This is a genomic window from Streptomyces sp. NBC_00102, from assembly GCF_026343115.1.
Classification (GTDB): domain Bacteria; phylum Actinomycetota; class Actinomycetes; order Streptomycetales; family Streptomycetaceae; genus Streptomyces.
The window spans coordinates 1350634-1366982 of sequence record NZ_JAPEMC010000001.1 but is presented as its reverse complement, the minus strand read 5'-3'; the positions used below and the strand labels follow the sequence as shown (position 1 = coordinate 1366982).

The following is a 16349-nucleotide window of genomic DNA, read 5'->3' as shown; positions in this document are numbered from 1 at the left end:
GAACGCCCACGCGTCCCCCCGCCCCCCGCAGGAGCAGCCTCCCGTGCGCATCGCAGTCACCGGCTCCATCGCCACCGACCACCTCATGACCTTCCCCGGCCGCTTCGCCGACCAGCTCGTCGCGGATCAGCTGCACACGGTCTCGCTCTCCTTCCTGGTCGACGCCCTGGACGTGCGCCGGGGCGGGGTCGCCGCCAACATCTGCTTCGGTATGGGACTGCTCGGCACCTCCCCGGTACTGGTGGGCGCCGCGGGATCCGACTTCGACGAGTACCGCGCCTGGCTCGACCGGCACGGCGTGGACACCGGATCGGTCCGCATCTCCGAGGTGCTGCACACCGCGCGCTTCGTCTGCACCACGGACGCCGACCACAACCAGATCGGCTCCTTCTACACCGGCGCCATGAGCGAGGCCCGCCTCATCGAGCTGCACAGCGTCGCGGAGCGCCTCGGCGGCCTCGACCTCGTCTCCATCGGCGCCGACGACCCGGAGGCGATGCTCCGCCACACCGAGGAGTGCCGCACCCGGGGCATCCCCTTCGCCGCGGACTTCTCCCAGCAGATCGCCCGGATGAACGGCGAAGAGATCCGGATACTGCTGGAGGGCGCCACCTACCTCTTCTCCAACGAGTACGAGAAGGGGCTCATCGAGTCCAAGACCGGCTGGACCGACGAGGAGATCCTCGCCAAGGTCGGCCACCGGGTCACCACCCTCGGCGCGCGCGGAGTGCGCATCGAGCGCGTGGGGGAGCCGGTCATCGAGGTCGGCTGCCCCGACGAGGAGACCAAGGCCGACCCGACCGGCGTCGGTGACGCCTTCCGGGCCGGCTTCCTCTCCGGTCTCGCCTGGGGCGTCGGCCTGGAGCGCGCCGCCCAGGTCGGCTGCATGCTCGCCACCCTGGTCATCGAGACGGTCGGTACCCAGGAGTACACCCTGCGCCGCTCCCGCTTCATGGACCGCTTCGCCAAGGCGTACGGTCACGAGGCCGCCGACGAGGTCCGCGCGCACCTCTCCTGACCCCGGGCACCGTGCCCGAGCCTCCCGTACGGTCCGCTTCCGCCGGCCGTACGGGAGGCTCTTCCCGTTCGGGCCCCTCAGCCCAGCCGGCGGACCACGTACGCCGCACCCCGCTCCGCGGGCTCCTCGCCCACGTACTCCTGCTTCCGCATCTCGCACCAGGCCGGGATGTCCAGCCGGGCCGCCTCGTCGTCGGCGAGTACGGTGACCGTGCCGCCCACCGGTACGTCCCCGATCACCTTGGCGAGTTCGATCACCGGGATCGGGCAGCGCCGGCCCAGCGCGTCCACCACGAGCGACGCGACCGGCGCGGCAGCCGGTGCGGCGGTGGCGCTCCCGGACCCGGCGGCCTCGGACCCGGCGGCCTCGGACCCGGCGGCCTCGGACCCGGCGGGCCTGCCGGCCACCGGGACCCCGAGGCGCTCCCGTACCCCGGCGACCACCCCCGGCAGCACGTCGAGGAAGCGCTCCACGTCGGGGGCCGCCGTGCCCGCGGGCAGTGACACCCGGACGTTCCCCTCCGAGAGGACCCCCATCGCCTTCAGCACATGGCTGGGCGTCAGCGTGCTGCTGGTGCAGGACGAACCGGACGAAACGGAGAATCCGGCCCGGTCCAGCTCGTGCAGCAGCGTCTCCCCGTCGACATAGAGGCAGGAGAAGGTGACGACGTGCGGCAGTCGCCGCTCCGGGTCGCCGACCACCTCCACGTCCGGCACCCCGGCCGCCACCCGCGCGCGGACGAGGTCCACCAGCGCCCGCAGCCTCGCGGCCTCCGCGTCCGCCTCGGCGCGTACCGCGCGCAGCGAGGCGGCGGCCGCGACGATCGCCGGCAGGTTCTCGAAGCCGGCCGACCGCCCCGACTCCCGCTCGTCGGCGGGTCCCTGCGGAGCGAACCTGACCCCCTTGCGCACGGCCAGCAGCCCGACGCCCGCCGGGCCGCCCCACTTGTGCGCGCTCGCGGTCAGCAGCGACCAGCCGTCCGCCACCGGCCCCCACCCCAGCGACTGGGCCGCGTCCACCAGTAGGGGGACACCCGCCTCCCGGCAGAGCGCGGCGACGGCCGTCACCGGCTGTTCGGTGCCCACCTCGTGGTTGGCGGACTGGAGGCAGGCGAGCGCGGTGTCCGCGCGGAGGGAGGCGCCGAATGCCGCGGAATCCACGGCTCCGGTCCGTTCCACCGGAACCTCGGTGAACGACCCGCCCGCGGCCTCGTGCGAGGCCGCGGCATGGAAGACAGATGAGTGTTCGACGGCCGAGGCCACCAGGTGGCGGCCGACACGCCGACGGCCCGAAAGAGCTCCGGCAATTCCCGCGTGCACCGCGGCCGTACCCGAAGGGGTGAAAACGAGCTCGTCCGGGCGGCAACCGACCGCCTCCGCGGCGGCCTCGCGGGCGGCGTCCAGCAGCATCCGGGCCCGCCGCCCCTCCCGGTAGAGCCGGGAGGGGTCGGCCCAGCCCTCGTCCAGGGAGGCCAGCAGGGCCTGACGGGCCACGGGATGCAGGGGGGCGGAGGAGGCGGCGTCGAAGTAGGGCACCCGGTCACGCTAGCCCGCGGGCCGGCCGTCACCGGCGGCGGCCGTCCGCGAACCAGGAGAGGGAACGTCAGATGGCTCCCGGAAGCCGGGATTCCACCCCTTCGGGGTGTCGGACGGCGCGTTGGGCACCCTCCCCGCGCGACCCCAAATAGCGTCCAGTAGGGTTTGGTCCGCATAAACATCCAAACCCCTGCCCGCGACAGGGCGGCGACCGACCAGAGACATACGGGCGCGCCGACCGTAGCGGGCGAGACTCTCGGGAAGGCGCTACGTGAGTCCCAACGGCTCCGACCGCTCGTCGCGGCGCCCGATGCGGCGGAAGCTGCCGCAGGTGCTGACTGCGGGCCTGGTCCTGGCGACGGCCTCCGGTTGTTCGTACAACTGGCAGGATTTCCCTCGCCTCGGTATGCCTACCCCGGTAACGGAAGAGGCCCCTCGGATCCTCTCCCTCTGGCAGGGCTCGTGGGCGGCAGCGCTCGCCACGGGTGTCCTCGTCTGGGGGCTGATCCTCTGGAGCGCCTTCTTCCACCGGCGTAGCCGGACCAAGGTAGAGGTACCTCCGCAGACCAGGTACAACATGCCCATCGAGGCGCTGTACACAGTGGTCCCCCTCATCATCGTCTCGGTGCTCTTCTACTTCACCGCGCGCGATGAATCGAAGCTCCTCACCCTCTCCACCAAGCCCGTCCACAACATCAACGTGGTCGGCTACCAGTGGAGCTGGGCGTTCAACTACGTCGAGAAGGTGGACGGCGAGCCGGCCACCACCACGACGCCCGAGGAGCTCTCCTCGATTCCCGACCGCTACCTCGCGGACTTCCCGAAGGGCGCCAACGGCGTCTACGACGCGGGAATCCCGGGCACGCGCAACCCCCAGACCGGCAACCCGGGCCCGACCCTGTGGCTGCCGAAGGGGGAGAAGGTCCGCTTCATCCTCACTTCACGTGACGTCATCCACTCCTTCTGGGTGGTGCCGTTCCTCATGAAGCAGGACGTCATCCCGGGCCACACCAACGCGTTCGAGGTCACTCCGAACAAGGAGGGCACCTTCATGGGCAAGTGCGCCGAGCTCTGCGGCGCCGACCACTCCCGGATGCTCTTCAACGTCAAGGTTGTCTCTCCCGAGCGTTACCAGCAGCACCTCAAGGAGCTGGCGGAGAAGGGGCAGACGGGCTACGTGCCGGCAGGCATCGAGCAGACTGACCCCGCCAGGAATGCGGAGACCAACAAACTGTGAGCATCCTCAACGAACCTCAGGGTGCCGCGGCAGCAGACGACTCGTACGAGGATGAGCTGCCGGTACGGCGCAAGCAGCCGGGAAACGTCGTCATCAAGTGGCTGACCACCACTGACCACAAGACGATCGGCACGCTCTACCTGGTCACATCGTTCGCGTTCTTCTGCATCGGTGGCCTGATGGCGCTCTTCATGCGCGCCGAGCTGGCCCGGCCGGGTACGCAGATCATGTCGAACGAGCAGTTCAACCAGGCGTTCACGATGCACGGCACGATCATGCTGCTGATGTTCGCGACGCCGCTGTTCGCCGGTTTCACCAACTGGATCATGCCGCTGCAGATCGGTGCGCCCGACGTGGCGTTCCCGCGGCTGAACATGTTCGCGTACTGGCTGTACCTCTTCGGTTCGCTCATCGCGGTGGGAGGCTTCCTCACCCCGCAGGGCGCCGCCGACTTCGGCTGGTTCGCCTACTCCCCGCTGTCGGACGCCGTCCGCTCGCCGGGCGTCGGCGCCGACATGTGGATCATGGGTCTGGCCTTCTCCGGCTTCGGCACGATCCTCGGCGCGGTCAACTTCATCACCACGATCATCTGCATGCGCGCGCCCGGCATGACGATGTTCCGGATGCCGATCTTCGTGTGGAACGTCCTGCTGACGGCCGTCCTGGTCCTGCTGGCCTTCCCGGTCCTCGCCGCCGCGCTCTTCGCGTTGGAAGCGGACAGAAAATTCGGGGCCCACGTATTCGACGCGGCCAATGGCGGCGCATTGCTCTGGCAACACCTCTTCTGGTTCTTCGGGCACCCAGAGGTGTACATCATCGCGCTGCCATTCTTCGGAATCATTTCCGAAGTGATCCCGGTATTCAGCCGCAAGCCGCTCTTCGGCTACATCGGCCTGATCGCGGCCACGATCGCCATCGCGGGTCTCTCCGTGACGGTGTGGGCGCACCACATGTACGTGACGGGCGGCGTGCTCCTGCCGTTCTTCTCCTTCATGACGTTCCTCATCGCGGTACCGACCGGTGTGAAGTTCTTCAACTGGCTCGGCACGATGTGGAAGGGCTCGTTGTCCTTCGAGACCCCGATGCTCTGGTCGATCGGCTTCCTGATCACCTTCCTCTTCGGTGGTCTGACCGGTGTCCTGCTGGCCTCGCCGCCGCTGGACTTCCACGTCTCGGACTCGTACTTCGTCGTCGCGCACTTCCACTACGTCGTCTTCGGCACCGTGGTGTTCGCGATGTTCGCCGGGTTCCACTTCTGGTGGCCGAAGTTCACCGGCAAGATGCTGGACGAGCGGCTCGGCAAGATCACGTTCTGGACGCTGTTCGTGGGCTTCCACGGCACGTTCCTGGTGCAGCACTGGCTCGGTGCCGAGGGCATGCCGCGTCGCTACGCGGACTACCTCGCGGCCGACGGCTTCACCGCGCTGAACACGATCTCGACGATCTCCTCGTTCCTGCTCGGTCTGTCGATCCTGCCGTTCTTCTACAACGTGTGGAAGACCGCCAAGTACGGCAAGAAGGTCGAGGTCGACGACCCGTGGGGCTACGGCCGTTCGCTGGAGTGGGCGACTTCCTGCCCGCCCCCGCGCCACAACTTCATCACCCTGCCGCGGATCCGCTCCGAATCCCCGGCGTTCGACCTGCACCACCCGGAGATCGCCGCACTGGAGCAGCTCGGTCACCACTCCGAGGCCGACAAGGTTCTCGCCGGTGGCAAGGAGGCAGGTAAGTGAAGATCCAGGGCAAGCTCTTCATCTGGCTGAGCGTCTTCATCCTGATCATGGCCGTCACGTACGGTGTGTGGTCGAAGGAGCCGGTCGGCACCACCGCCCTCGTCCTGGCCTTCGGGCTGTCCATCATGATCGGCTTCTACCTGTCCTTCACGGCCAACAGGGTCGACCAGATGGCGCAGGACAACAAGGAAGCCGACGTGGCCGACGAGGCCGGCGACGTGGGGTTCTTCTCCCCGCACAGCTGGCAGCCGCTCGCCCTGGCGATCGGCGGCGCACTGCTCTTCATGAGCATCGCCTTCGGCTGGTGGCTGGCGTACTTCTCGGCCCCGATGCTGGCCATCGGCCTCTTCGGCTGGGTCTTCGAGTACTACCGCGGTGAGAACCGCACCCAGTGACACCGCGTCACCCGTAACACCCCGCGAGGGGCCCGACTGCTCTACCGGAGCGGTCGGGCCCCTCGCTCGTTTGCAGTCCCAGAACGCGCTGGATCCTCTACATCTTCTTAGCGTGAGTTCATGAACGACACGCCGCGCACCCGCTCCGTAGTGAGCTGCACCCTGCTGGTCGTGACCATGGTCGCCGGTGCGACCGCCTGTGGAGAGCCCGACGGTCACCCGCTCTCGGCCAAGCCGTTCGACGCGGCCGACCAGGTCTCCTTCAACGGCCATGCCCCGCAGGGGAAGGCCGATCCCGACAAGCCCCTGGAAGTCACCGTCAAGGGTGACGAGGGACGCATCACGGATGTGACGGCCGCGGACACCACCGGCCGCCGTCTGGCCGGCGAACTCTCCGCCGACGGGAAACGCTGGCACTCCACCGCCCCGCTCGCCGCAGGCGCGCGGTACGAGGTGAGGGTCACCACCGAGAACGAGGACGGCGCTCCCGGCAGCCGTACGCTCTCCTTCGAGACCACCTCCCCGAAGAAGCTCCTGAGCGTCTCCTTCGGCCCTCAGGCGGGCACGTACGGGGTCGGACAGCCCATCACGGCGGAACTCAGCGCTCCGGTCACCGACAAGGCCGCCAGAGCCAGGGTCGAACGCTCCCTCAAGGTCCGTTCGACCCCCGCGGTGACCGGCTCCTGGTACTGGGTCGACGACAAGATCCTGCACTACCGGCCCCAGGAGTACTGGCCCGCCGGGGCGTCCGTCGAAGTGAGCAGCAACTTCAAGGGCATCAAGGTGACCAACGCCCTCTACGGCGCCGAGGTCAAGCCGCTGCACCTCAGCATCGGCGACCGGATCGAGGCCATCACCGACGCCTCCGAGCACGAGATGACCGTGCTCCGCAACGGGGAAGTGATCAACACCATTCCGGTCACCACCGGGAAGCCCGGCTTCTCCACCCGCAACGGCGTCAAGGTCGTGCTCGGGAAGGAGGCGTTCGTCCGGATGCGCGGCGAGACCGTCGGTATCGCGGAGGGCTCCTCGGAGTCGTACGACCTGCCGGTCTACTGGGCCACCCGGGTGACGTGGAGCGGTGAATACGTGCACGCGGCGCCCTGGTCCGTGGGCTCGCAGGGCAGCGCCAACGTCAGCCACGGCTGCACCGGGATGAGCACGGACAACGCCGAATGGTTCTTCGACACCGTCCGCGAGGGCGACGTCGTCAAGGTCGTCGGCAGCGAGGGGGAGACCATGACCCCCTTCGACAACGGGTTCGGGGACTGGAACGTCTCCTGGGAGGCGTGGCAGAAGGGCAGCGCCCTGAGGAACGCCACACCCGAAGCCGGAACGAACACGAACACCGTCGAGGCGGCGCGCCTGCGTCCCCAGGTCTGACGCCGGGGTGCGCCGCCTCCCGGGACGACCGTTCACCAGAGCCGTGCGGGCGTCAGGACGCCCCGGCGGCCACCTGGAGCCGTGCACGCACCAGTGCGGCCAGGGCGTCCGCGAACTCGACCGGGTCCACCGGAAGGGTCACCGCGGCGTCAGCGCGGCTCCAGGTGGCCAGCCAGGCGTCCTGCGGGCGCCCGATCAGCAGCAGCACGGGCGGGCAGTGGAACACCTCGTCCTTGATCTGCCGACATACGCCCATGCCGCCCACGGGCGCGGTCTCGCCGTCCAGTACGCAGACGTCGACGCCGCCGGCGTCGAGCGCGGACAGCACCGCGGGCAGCGTCGCGCACTCCAGGAAACGCACCTCGGGAACGTCGGCGGCCGGCCGTCGGCCGGTGGCGAGCCTCACCTGCTCGCGGACATTGGCGTCGTCGCTGTAGACCAGGACCGTGGCGGTCGCCTGCATTGTTCCTCCGTGACAGCTGTGTCGTCGGGGCTCTCGGGGCATGAACCGATGCGCGGATCGTACTCCCGCGGACAGCCCGTCAGCACCGCTAATGACGTCGTTCCACTGGGCCGTTCGGGGAGGACACACCCCTCTGACACACCGAACGGCACCCCCGGGAGTGAGGGCGGGATAAGCGACCGACATAATGTCGGTCGTGGCGACAGCAACGACAGTAGAAACCGGGCACGCGCACCCGTCGGTCAATCGGCCGAACCTCACCAGCGTCGGAACCATCATCTGGCTGAGTTCCGAGCTGATGTTCTTCGCGGCCCTCTTCGCGATGTACTTCACCCTGCGATCGGTGATGGGACCGGATCACTGGAAGGAGATGGCCGACCATCTGAACTTCCCGTTCTCCGCGACGAACACCACGATCCTGGTGCTTTCCTCTCTCACCTGCCAGCTCGGCGTCTTCGCCGCGGAGCGGGGCGACGTGAAGAAGCTCCGGACGTGGTTCATCATCACGTTCGTCATGGGTGCGATCTTCATCGGCGGCCAGGTCGTGGAGTACACCGAGCTGGTCAAGACGGACGGGCTCTCCCTGTCCTCCGACCCGTACGGCTCGGTGTTCTACCTGACCACCGGCTTCCACGGCATGCACGTGACAGGCGGTCTCATCGCCTTCCTGCTGGTTCTCGGCAGAACATACGCAGCCAAGAGGTTCACCCACGAACAGGCGACCGCAGCCATCGTCGTGTCCTACTACTGGCACTTCGTCGATGTCGTGTGGATCGGCCTCTTCGCGACGATCTACATGATCAAGTAACCGGGCGCTCGCACCCACCCACTCATCGACGCAGAAGATCCTGACACCGGGGTAATCCGTGAAAAAGCTCTCCGCACGACGACGCCATCCACTGGCGGCCGTCGTCGTACTACTCCTCGCGCTGGCGGCTACCGGGGGGCTGTACGCCGCGTTTGCGCCTGCGGGCAAGGCGCAGGCAGACGAATCCGTCCAGTCCCTCCCCATCGAGGAGGGCAAGAAGATCTACACCGTCGGCTGCGCCAGCTGCCACGGAACCAGTGGTCAGGGCACGTCCGACGGGCCTTCGCTGGTCGGCGTCGGCTCTGCCGCCGTCGACTTCCAGGTCGGCACCGGCCGCATGCCCGCGCAGCAGCCGGGCGCCCAGATCCCCGCGAAGAAGGTCATCTACTCGCAGGACGAGATCGACCAGCTCGCGGCGTACATCTCCTCGCTCGGCGCCGGCCCGATCACGCCGACCGCGAAGCAGGTCAGCCCCGACGGAGCGGACATCGCCAAGGGTGGCGAGCTGTTCCGCACCAACTGCGCGCAGTGTCACAACTTCGTGGGAGCGGGCGGCGCGCTGACGGACGGCAAGTACGCCCCGAGCCTGGAAGGCGCGAGCCCCAAGCACATCTACGAGGCCATGCAGACCGGCCCGCAGAACATGCCCTCCTTCCCCGACACGACGATGCCCGAGCAGCAGAAGCAGGACATCATCGCGTACATCAAGACCGTGAACGGTGACAACAGCGAGAGCCCGGGCGGCCTGTCGCTCGGTGGCCTCGGACCGGTCAGCGAAGGCCTGTTCGCCTGGATCTTCGGTCTGGGCCTCCTGATCGCCGTCGCCGTCTGGGTCGCGGCCCACACCGCTAAGGCCAAGAAGTCATGAGTAGCCAAGAAGAGAATCCAGACAAGAGCCTGCTCGCCGAGCAGGACTCCGCGCACGGCGCGGTAGTGGTCGCGGACGATCCGTTCGCGAACCCGGGGATGCCGGCCCACAAGCCGCGCATCCAGGACATCGACGAACGTGCCGCGAACCGCTCCGAGCGGGTCGTCGCGTACTTGTTCATCCTGTCCATGCTGGCGACGGTGGCGTTCATCGCCTCCTACGTCATCTTCCCGGTCGACAAGATCGTCTACATCTGGCCGTTCGGTCACGTGAGCGCGCTGAACTTCTCCCTGGGTCTCACCCTGGGCGTGGCGCTCTTCGCCATCGGCGCGGGTGCCGTCCACTGGGCGCGCACCCTGATGTCCGACGTCGAGACCCCCGCCGACCGGCACCCGATCGAGGCCACGCCCGAGGTCAAGGCGCAGGTCCTCGCGGACTTCAAGGCCGGTGCCGAGGAGTCCGTGATCGGCCGTCGCAAGCTGATCCGCACCACGATGTTCGGCGCGCTGGCCCTGGTGCCGCTCGCCGGTGTGGTGCTGCTGCGCGACCTGGGTCCGCTGCCGGAGAAGAAGCTCCGCTCGACCCTGTGGGCCGAGGGCAAGAAGCTCATCAACATGAACACGATGGAGCCTCTTCGTCCCGAGGACATCGCGGTCGGTTCGCTGACCTTCGCCATGCCCGAGGGCCTGGAGGAGGACGCCGAGGACTTCCAGGCGCAGATCGCCAAGGCCGCCCTGATGATCATCCGCATCGAGCCGGACGACATCAAGGACAAGCGCGAGCGGGAGTGGGCGCACGAGGGCATCGTCGCCTTCTCCAAGATCTGCACCCACGTCGGCTGCCCGATCAGCCTGTACGAGCAGCAGACGCACCACGTGCTCTGCCCGTGCCACCAGTCCACCTTCGACCTCTCCGACGGCGCCCGCGTCATCTTCGGTCCGGCCGGGCACGCGCTTCCGCAGCTGCGGATCGGCGTGAGCAGCGAGGGCGACCTCGAAGCTCTCGGTGACTTCGAAGAGCCCGTCGGTCCTGCCTTCTGGGAGCGCGGATGAGTACTACGACGGAAACCACGCGCAAGGCGCCCGCCGGTGAGCGGGTGGCCGACTGGGCGGACGGCCGGCTGGGCATCTACGGCCTGGCGAAGGCCAACATGCGCAAGATCTTCCCGGACCACTGGTCCTTCATGCTGGGCGAGGTCTGCCTCTACAGCTTCATCATCATCATCCTCACGGGTGTGTATCTGACGCTGTTCTTCCACCCGAGCATGAACGAGGTCGTGTACAGCGGCCCGTACGAGCCCATGCAGGGCATCCGGATGTCCGAGGCCTACTCGTCGACGCTGAACATCAGCTTCGACGTCCGCGGCGGTCTGCTCGTCCGGCAGATCCACCACTGGGCCGCGCTGATCTTCCTCGCCGGCATGTTCGTGCACATGATGCGCGTGTTCTTCACGGGCGCGTTCCGCAAGCCGCGTGAGATCAACTGGCTCTTCGGGTTCCTGCTGTTCGTCCTGGGCATGTTCACCGGCTTCACCGGTTACTCGCTCCCGGACGACCTGCTCTCCGGTACGGGTGTCCGCTTCATGCAGGGCGCGATCCTGTCCGTGCCGATCGTCGGCACGTACCTCGCGTACTTCCTGTTCGGCGGGAACTTCCCCGGCGGCGACTTCGTGGCCCGGTTCTACTCGGTGCACATCCTGCTGCTCCCGGGCATCATGATGGGCCTCCTGGTGGGCCACCTGATCCTGGTCTTCTACCACAAGCACACGCAGTTCGCGGGCCCCGGCCGTACGAACAAGAACGTCGTGGGCATGCCGCTGCTGCCGGTCTACATGGCCAAGGCCGGAGGGTTCTTCTTCCTGGTCTTCGGTGTCATCTCGGTCGTCGCCGCGGTCGCCTCGATCAACCCGATCTGGGCCATCGGCCCGTACCGGCCGGACCAGGTGTCCACCGGTGCGCAGCCCGACTGGTACATGGGCTTCTCCGAAGGCCTGATCCGTGTCATGCCGGGCTGGGAGATCAACCTCTGGGGTCACACGCTCGTCCTGGGCGTCTTCATCCCGCTGGTCATCTTCCCGCTGGTGCTGGCCGCGATCGCGGTGTACCCGTTCATCGAGTCCTGGGTCACCGGTGACAAGCGCGAGCACCACATCCTGGACCGGCCGCGCAACGCGCCGACCCGGACCGCCTTCGGTGTCGCCTGGATCAGCTGGTACTTCGTCCTGCTCATCGGTGGTGGAAACGACCTCTGGGCCACGCACTTCCACCTGTCGATCAACGCGATCACCTGGTTCGTGCGTGTCGGCTTCTTCGTGGTGCCGGTCCTGGTCTTCATCGCCACCAAGCGGATCTGCCTCGGCCTCCAGCGCCGCGACAAGGAGAAGGTGCTGCACGGACGCGAGTCCGGGCTCATCAAGCGCCTGCCGCACGGTGAGTTCGTGGAGATCCACGAGCCGCTCTCCCCGGGGCAGCTGCACACCCTCACCGCGCACGAGCAGTACACGCCGCTCGAAATCGGCCCGACGGTCGACGAGAACGGTGTCGAGCGCAAGGTCTCGGCCCTCACGAAGCTGCGCGCCAAGCTCAGCAAGGGCTACTACGGCGAGCACAACCAGATCGCCAAGCCCACCGCCGAGGAGTACAAGGAGATCACCAGCGGCCACGGTCACCACTGATCGCCTGAACTGATCGCCACAACGAAGAGCCCCGTCCATTCGCCGGACGGGGCTCTTCGCGGTTCCCGCGCCCCGATAGGGTGGACGGACACCCCCCTTTCCGGCTGTGGATTCTTGGAGCGGACCATGAACGTGGCGACCCCGAACGGCGGCGACAGCGCGGCGGACCGTTCCTGGTCCGGCGTACTGACGCCCCTGCTGCGCGGCCAGGACCTCGGCGCGGACGACACCGCCTGGGCCATGGACCGGATCATGAGCGGGGACGCCACCGACGCGCAGATCGCGGGCTTCGCCATCGCGCTGCGCGCCAAGGGCGAGACGGTCGCCGAGGTGAGCGGCCTGGTGCGCGCGATGTACGCGCACGCCCGCACCATCGAGGTGCCCGGCCCCTCGGTCGACATCGTCGGTACCGGCGGCGACCTCGCGAAGACGGTCAACATCTCCACCATGTCCGCGATCGTGATCGCCGGCACGGGGGCCAAGGTCGTCAAGCACGGCAACCGCTCCGCCTCCTCGGCCAGCGGCGCCTCCGACGTCCTGGAGAAGCTCGGCGTGAACCTGGAGCTGACCCCGCAGCGGGTGGCCGAGGTGGCGGCCGAGGCGGGCATCACCTTCTGCTTCGCGGTGAAGTTCCACCCGGCCCTGCGGTACGCGGCCAAGGCCCGCAAGGAACTGGGCACCCAGACCACCTTCAACATCCTGGGCCCGCTCACCAACCCGGCCCACGTCCGCGCCCAGGCCGTCGGGGTCGCCGACCTGAGGATGGCGCCCATCGTGGCCGGCGTCCTCGCCGAGCGCGGCAACTCCGCGCTCGTCTTCCGCGGCGACGACGGGCTCGACGAGCTGACCACCACCGCGACCTCCCGGGTCTGGGTGGTCCGGGACGGCGAGGTGCGCGAGCAGGCCTTCGACCCGCGCCACGTGGGCCTGGAGCTGGTGCCGGTCGAGGCGCTGCGCGGCGCCGACCCCTCGTACAACGCGGACGTCGCCCGCCGGGTGCTGGACGGCGAGAAGGGCGCCGTGCGCGAGGCGGTGCTGCTCAACTCGGCGGCGGCCCTCGTGGCGCTCGACCCGGGCGAGGGCACCCTCACCGAGCAGATCGCCGCCAAGATCTCCGCGGCCGCCGAGTCCATCGACTCCGGGGCGGCCCACCGCGCGCTGGAGCGCTGGGTGGCGGCCAGCAACGCCTGACGTACGCACACGAAAGAGGGCACGGTCCGCATCGCGGACCGTGCCCTTGCGTTCACCGGCTCGTGTGGCAAGATGCTGGAAGGTCATGAGTGACAGCGACTACGGCCCCGGCCCGCTGTCCGGCAACCCTCCGTCCGTGGCGGGGTGCCCCGGGTGAAGACCAGGCCGTAGGCAGCGAGGTCTGCGGCAAGCGCGGGCCCCTCGGCATCCTTGAATGCCAACCCCCGGGGTCCTGGTCCCTAGGGAGCCTCTTGTGAGCAAGCGAATGCGATAGGGCTCGACGCCCTTCTCCGCACCCCCCTTTTCTTTTCACATCGTGCTGCCGCGTACCCGCCGGCACGGTGAATTCGCCTGCGTACTCCGGGAGTTCGTCATGTCCGTGTCCTCTGCTGCCCTCAACACCCCTGGTTTCGACGCCGCTCTCGCCGACGGTTCCGCTTCGGCCGAGGACATCGCGCCGCTGCCGGTACTCGGCAAGGACGTCACCGTCCCGCTCGTCACCGGCGGCGAGGTCACCTACGCGGCACTCGACTACGCGGCCAGCGCGCCGGCCCTCCAGCGGGTCTGGGACGACGTCGCCGCCTACGCGCCGTACTACGGCAGCGTGCACCGCGGCGCCGGGTACCTCTCGCAGCTCTCCACCGACCTCTTCGAGAACAGCCGCGCCACCGTCGCGGAGTTCCTCGGCTGCCGCCCCGGCGACCAGGTGATCTTCACCCGTTCCACCACCGACTCCCTCAACCTGCTGGCGGCCGTGATCCCGGCCGACTGCGAGGTGTTCGTGTACGAGACCGAGCACCACGCCTCGCTGCTGCCCTGGCGCGACGCACGGGTCACCTACCTCAACGCGCCGCGCACCCCGCGGCAGGCCGTCGAGACCCTGGAACGCGCCCTCGCCGACCGCGACCCCTACGGCCCGGCCCTGGTCTGCGTCACCGGCGCCTCCAACGTCACCGGCGAGCTGTGGCCGGTCAAGGAACTGGCCGCCGCCGCGCACGCGCACGGCGCCCGCATCGTGCTGGACGCCGCCCAGCTCGCCCCGCACCACCCGGTGGACATCGCCGAACTGGACGTCGACTGGGTCGCCTTCTCCGGCCACAAGCTCTACGCCCCCTTCGGCTCCGGCGTGCTCGCCGGCCGCGCCGACTGGCTCCAGGACTCCGAGCCCTACCTGGCCGGCGGCGGCGCCTCGAAGAAGGTCGCCCGGCGCACCGACGGCGGCGTGGACGTGGAGTGGCACACCACCTCGGCCCGCCACGAGGCCGGTTCGCCCAACGTCATCGGCGTCTACTCCATCGCCTCCGCCTGCAAGGCCCTGACCGAGGCCGGCTTCGACAAGCTGGTCGCCCGCGAGCAGCGGCTGGTCGCCCGGGTCCGCGCGGGTCTCGCCGAGGTGCCGCAGGTCAAGGTGCTCTCGCTGTTCGGCGACGACGCCCCGCGCGTCGGCGTCATCTCCTTCGTGGTGGAGGGCTGGAACAGCTCCCACTTCGCCGCCGCGCTCTCCGCCGAGTACGGCATCGGCGTCCGCGACGGCCTGTTCTGCGCCCACCCGCTGGTCCGCACCCTGCTCGGCAGCGACCCGCAGGACCCGGGCGAGTGCGGTGCGCCGGAGGCCGAGCCGGGTGAGCGCTCCCTCAACGCCATCCGCGTCAGCTTCGGCGCCGGTACGCCCGACGAGCACGTGGACCGTTTCGTCCGCGCGGTCGGTGAGCTGGTGAACGAGGGCGCCCAGTGGAAGTACCGCACCGAGGGCGGCCGTTGCGTCCCGGACCGGGGCACCGCGCAGATCTGACGCGGCCCGGGAAGTACTTCGGCCGGGGACGGGCAGCTGCCCGTCCCCGGCCGAAGTACTTCCCGGGCCGCCCGTGAGCGGTGGTTACGCGTCGAGGCCGATGGCGAAGGCGGCTTCGAGGTCGTGCTGCGAGTACGTACGGAACGCCACGTGGGTGTCGGTGGCCTCCACGCCCGGGATCTTGCTGATCTTGCCGGGGATGACATCGGCGAGGTCGTCGTGCCGGGCCACCCGGACCATGGCGATCAGGTCGTACGTGCCGGTGACGGAGAAGACCTCGCTGACGCTGTCGAGCGCCGCGATGGACTCCGCGATCTCCGGAATCCGGTCGACGCTGGTTTTGATGAGCACGATCGCGGTGATCACGGCTGGCTTTCTCCCTCGGTGGCCGTGGCTGGTGTCTTCACTCTAGCCCCACGCCGGTGGACCCCCCGGGCCAGGACGAATCCGGCGGCGAACCCGGCCACGTGTGCGAGATAGGCGACGCCCGGACCGCTCTCCGCGCTCCGGGCCGCCAGCCACTGGAGGACGAACCAGAAGAGGAGCACGATCCAGGCCGGGAAGCGGAGCGGCAGGAAGAGGAGGAACGGGAAGATGCTGGTGACCCGTGCCCGGGGGAAGAGGCGGAGGAACGCCCCGAGCACCGCCGAGATCGCCCCCGAGGCTCCGACCAGCGTCTGCTCGGAGCCGGAGTACGCCGCCGCGTAGACGACCAGGGTCAGATAACCGCAGCCCGTGTAGAAGAGGGCGAAGCCGAGGTGGCCCATCCGCTCCTCGGCCATGGCGCCGAACACGTGCAGGAAGAGCATGTTGCCCAGCAGGTGCAGCCAGCCACCGTGCACGAAGAGGGCGGTGAACGGGGTGAGCCATGCGCGGGCCGATCCGTCCCACAGCTCGGCGGGGATCACGCCCCACCGCTCGAAGTACCCGGCCTGGGCGGCGAGAGCGGCGTCGGCGGTGCCGTAGGAGGGCCCGAGGCCGGAGACCGGGCCGACGACGAAGACCAGGCAGCACACGGCCATGAGGCCGTACGTGACCGGGGCGCCGCCCGCCGCGGCCGGGAGGCGGAGCCGCCTCGGCGGACCCGATGGGTCCGTTTCTCGCCGTTCGATCATGTACGGAGCATGACGTACGGGGACGGACCGGACCGGACCGCCTCGCCGTGCCGGTGGCCGGGCGCAAGGCCGTAGGGTTGCCCCAGGACACCCGCAGTTCGACGGCGCACCGCGAGATCCTTGAGGCAGGACAGGAC

General features: G+C 68.8%; 15 protein-coding genes and 1 riboswitch. Of the genes, 11 read left to right on the top strand and 4 right to left on the bottom strand.

Features of this window, described 5'->3' with window-relative positions; genetic code table 11:
* Positions 1–43 precede the first annotated feature (43 nt).
* Positions 44–1018 (top strand): carbohydrate kinase family protein, encoded by a 975-nt coding sequence (locus tag OHA55_RS06080; RefSeq protein ID WP_266703495.1) that lies wholly within the window; start codon positions 44–46, stop codon positions 1016–1018.
* Positions 1019–1095: 77 nt separating this feature from the next.
* On the opposite strand, the gene OHA55_RS06075 is transcribed toward OHA55_RS06080, so the two are convergent.
* Positions 1096–2553: a cysteine desulfurase/sulfurtransferase TusA family protein gene (locus OHA55_RS06075; RefSeq protein WP_266703493.1), complete on the bottom strand. Its 1458-nt coding sequence runs from the start codon at positions 2551–2553 to the stop codon at positions 1096–1098.
* A 271-nt stretch (positions 2554–2824) separates the two neighbouring features.
* Here OHA55_RS06075 and coxB point away from each other — a divergent pair, with 271 nt between their 5' ends.
* The 4 genes from coxB to OHA55_RS06055 all read left to right on the top strand — a co-directional run bounded on the left by coxB (position 2825) and on the right by OHA55_RS06055 (position 7301).
* Positions 2825–3790 (top strand): cytochrome c oxidase subunit II, encoded by a 966-nt coding sequence (gene coxB, locus OHA55_RS06070; RefSeq protein WP_266703491.1) that lies wholly within the window; start codon positions 2825–2827, stop codon positions 3788–3790.
* Positions 3787–5523, top strand: a complete 1737-nt coding sequence (gene ctaD / locus OHA55_RS06065; protein ID WP_266703489.1) for a cytochrome c oxidase subunit I — start codon at positions 3787–3789, stop codon at positions 5521–5523. Before coxB ends, ctaD begins: the two co-directional genes overlap by 4 nt.
* Positions 5520–5918, top strand: a complete 399-nt coding sequence (locus OHA55_RS06060; protein WP_266703487.1) for a cytochrome c oxidase subunit 4 — start codon at positions 5520–5522, stop codon at positions 5916–5918. The genes ctaD and OHA55_RS06060 overlap by 4 nt, the downstream gene beginning before the upstream one ends.
* A gap of 120 nt (positions 5919–6038) precedes the next feature.
* The gene (locus OHA55_RS06055) at positions 6039–7301 is read left to right on the top strand and encodes an Ig-like domain-containing protein (RefSeq protein ID WP_266703485.1); all 1263 of its coding nucleotides are present in this window, start codon (positions 6039–6041) and stop codon (positions 7299–7301) included.
* A gap of 52 nt (positions 7302–7353) precedes the next feature.
* Here the strand turns inward: OHA55_RS06055 and OHA55_RS06050 are convergent, their stop codons facing one another.
* Positions 7354–7764: a hypothetical protein gene (locus OHA55_RS06050; RefSeq protein ID WP_266703483.1), complete on the bottom strand. Its 411-nt coding sequence runs from the start codon at positions 7762–7764 to the stop codon at positions 7354–7356.
* A 187-nt stretch (positions 7765–7951) separates the two neighbouring features.
* On the opposite strand from OHA55_RS06050, the gene OHA55_RS06045 reads away from it, so the two are divergent.
* From OHA55_RS06045 to OHA55_RS06020, 6 genes are all read left to right on the top strand, one after another.
* Positions 7952–8572 carry a heme-copper oxidase subunit III gene (locus OHA55_RS06045; RefSeq protein WP_266703481.1) on the top strand — a complete coding sequence of 207 codons (621 nt, stop codon included), beginning with the start codon at positions 7952–7954 and terminating at the stop codon, positions 8570–8572.
* A gap of 58 nt (positions 8573–8630) precedes the next feature.
* Entirely contained in the window at positions 8631–9440 is an 810-nt protein-coding gene (locus OHA55_RS06040; protein WP_266703479.1) for a c-type cytochrome, read from the top strand.
* Positions 9437–10492 carry a ubiquinol-cytochrome c reductase iron-sulfur subunit gene (locus OHA55_RS06035; RefSeq protein ID WP_266703477.1) on the top strand — a complete coding sequence of 352 codons (1056 nt, stop codon included), beginning with the start codon at positions 9437–9439 and terminating at the stop codon, positions 10490–10492. Before OHA55_RS06040 ends, OHA55_RS06035 begins: the two co-directional genes overlap by 4 nt.
* Complete coding sequence (locus OHA55_RS06030; RefSeq protein WP_266703475.1) at positions 10489–12114, top strand: ubiquinol-cytochrome c reductase cytochrome b subunit; 1626 nt, start codon at positions 10489–10491, stop codon at positions 12112–12114. Before OHA55_RS06035 ends, OHA55_RS06030 begins: the two co-directional genes overlap by 4 nt.
* 126 nt (positions 12115–12240) lie before the next feature.
* Positions 12241–13305, top strand: a complete 1065-nt coding sequence (trpD, locus tag OHA55_RS06025; protein WP_266703473.1) for an anthranilate phosphoribosyltransferase — start codon at positions 12241–12243, stop codon at positions 13303–13305.
* Positions 13306–13386: 81 nt separating this feature from the next.
* Positions 13387–13504: riboswitch (SAM riboswitch) on the top strand.
* Between the two features lie 174 nt (positions 13505–13678).
* Entirely contained in the window at positions 13679–15097 is a 1419-nt protein-coding gene (locus tag OHA55_RS06020; protein WP_266703471.1) for an aminotransferase class V-fold PLP-dependent enzyme, read from the top strand.
* Between the two features lie 84 nt (positions 15098–15181).
* Here OHA55_RS06020 and OHA55_RS06015 read toward each other — a convergent pair whose 3' ends face one another.
* A complete protein-coding gene (locus tag OHA55_RS06015) occupies positions 15182–15463 on the bottom strand; it encodes an Lrp/AsnC family transcriptional regulator (protein WP_266703469.1) in 282 nt (93 codons plus the stop codon).
* Positions 15460–16212 (bottom strand): rhomboid family intramembrane serine protease, encoded by a 753-nt coding sequence (locus OHA55_RS06010; RefSeq protein ID WP_266703467.1) that lies wholly within the window; start codon positions 16210–16212, stop codon positions 15460–15462. Before OHA55_RS06010 ends, OHA55_RS06015 begins: the two co-directional genes overlap by 4 nt.
* Between the last annotated feature and the right edge of the window lie 137 nt (positions 16213–16349).

Bases quoted from the DNA above. Each gene is read 5' to 3' on its own strand.
- OHA55_RS06055 (WP_266703485.1), top strand. From the start codon at position 6,039: ATGAACGACACGCCGCGCACCCGCTCCGTAGTGAGCTGCACCCTGCTG.
- OHA55_RS06050 (WP_266703483.1), bottom strand. From the start codon at position 7,764: ATGCAGGCGACCGCCACGGTCCTGGTCTACAGCGACGACGCCAATGTC.
- OHA55_RS06045 (WP_266703481.1), top strand. From the start codon at position 7,952: ATGTCGGTCGTGGCGACAGCAACGACAGTAGAAACCGGGCACGCGCAC.
- OHA55_RS06035 (WP_266703477.1), top strand. From the start codon at position 9,437: ATGAGTAGCCAAGAAGAGAATCCAGACAAGAGCCTGCTCGCCGAGCAG.
- OHA55_RS06030 (WP_266703475.1), top strand. From the start codon at position 10,489: ATGAGTACTACGACGGAAACCACGCGCAAGGCGCCCGCCGGTGAGCGG.
- trpD (WP_266703473.1), top strand. From the start codon at position 12,241: ATGAACGTGGCGACCCCGAACGGCGGCGACAGCGCGGCGGACCGTTCC.
- OHA55_RS06020 (WP_266703471.1), top strand. From the start codon at position 13,679: ATGTCCGTGTCCTCTGCTGCCCTCAACACCCCTGGTTTCGACGCCGCT.
- OHA55_RS06010 (WP_266703467.1), bottom strand. From the start codon at position 16,212: ATGATCGAACGGCGAGAAACGGACCCATCGGGTCCGCCGAGGCGGCTC.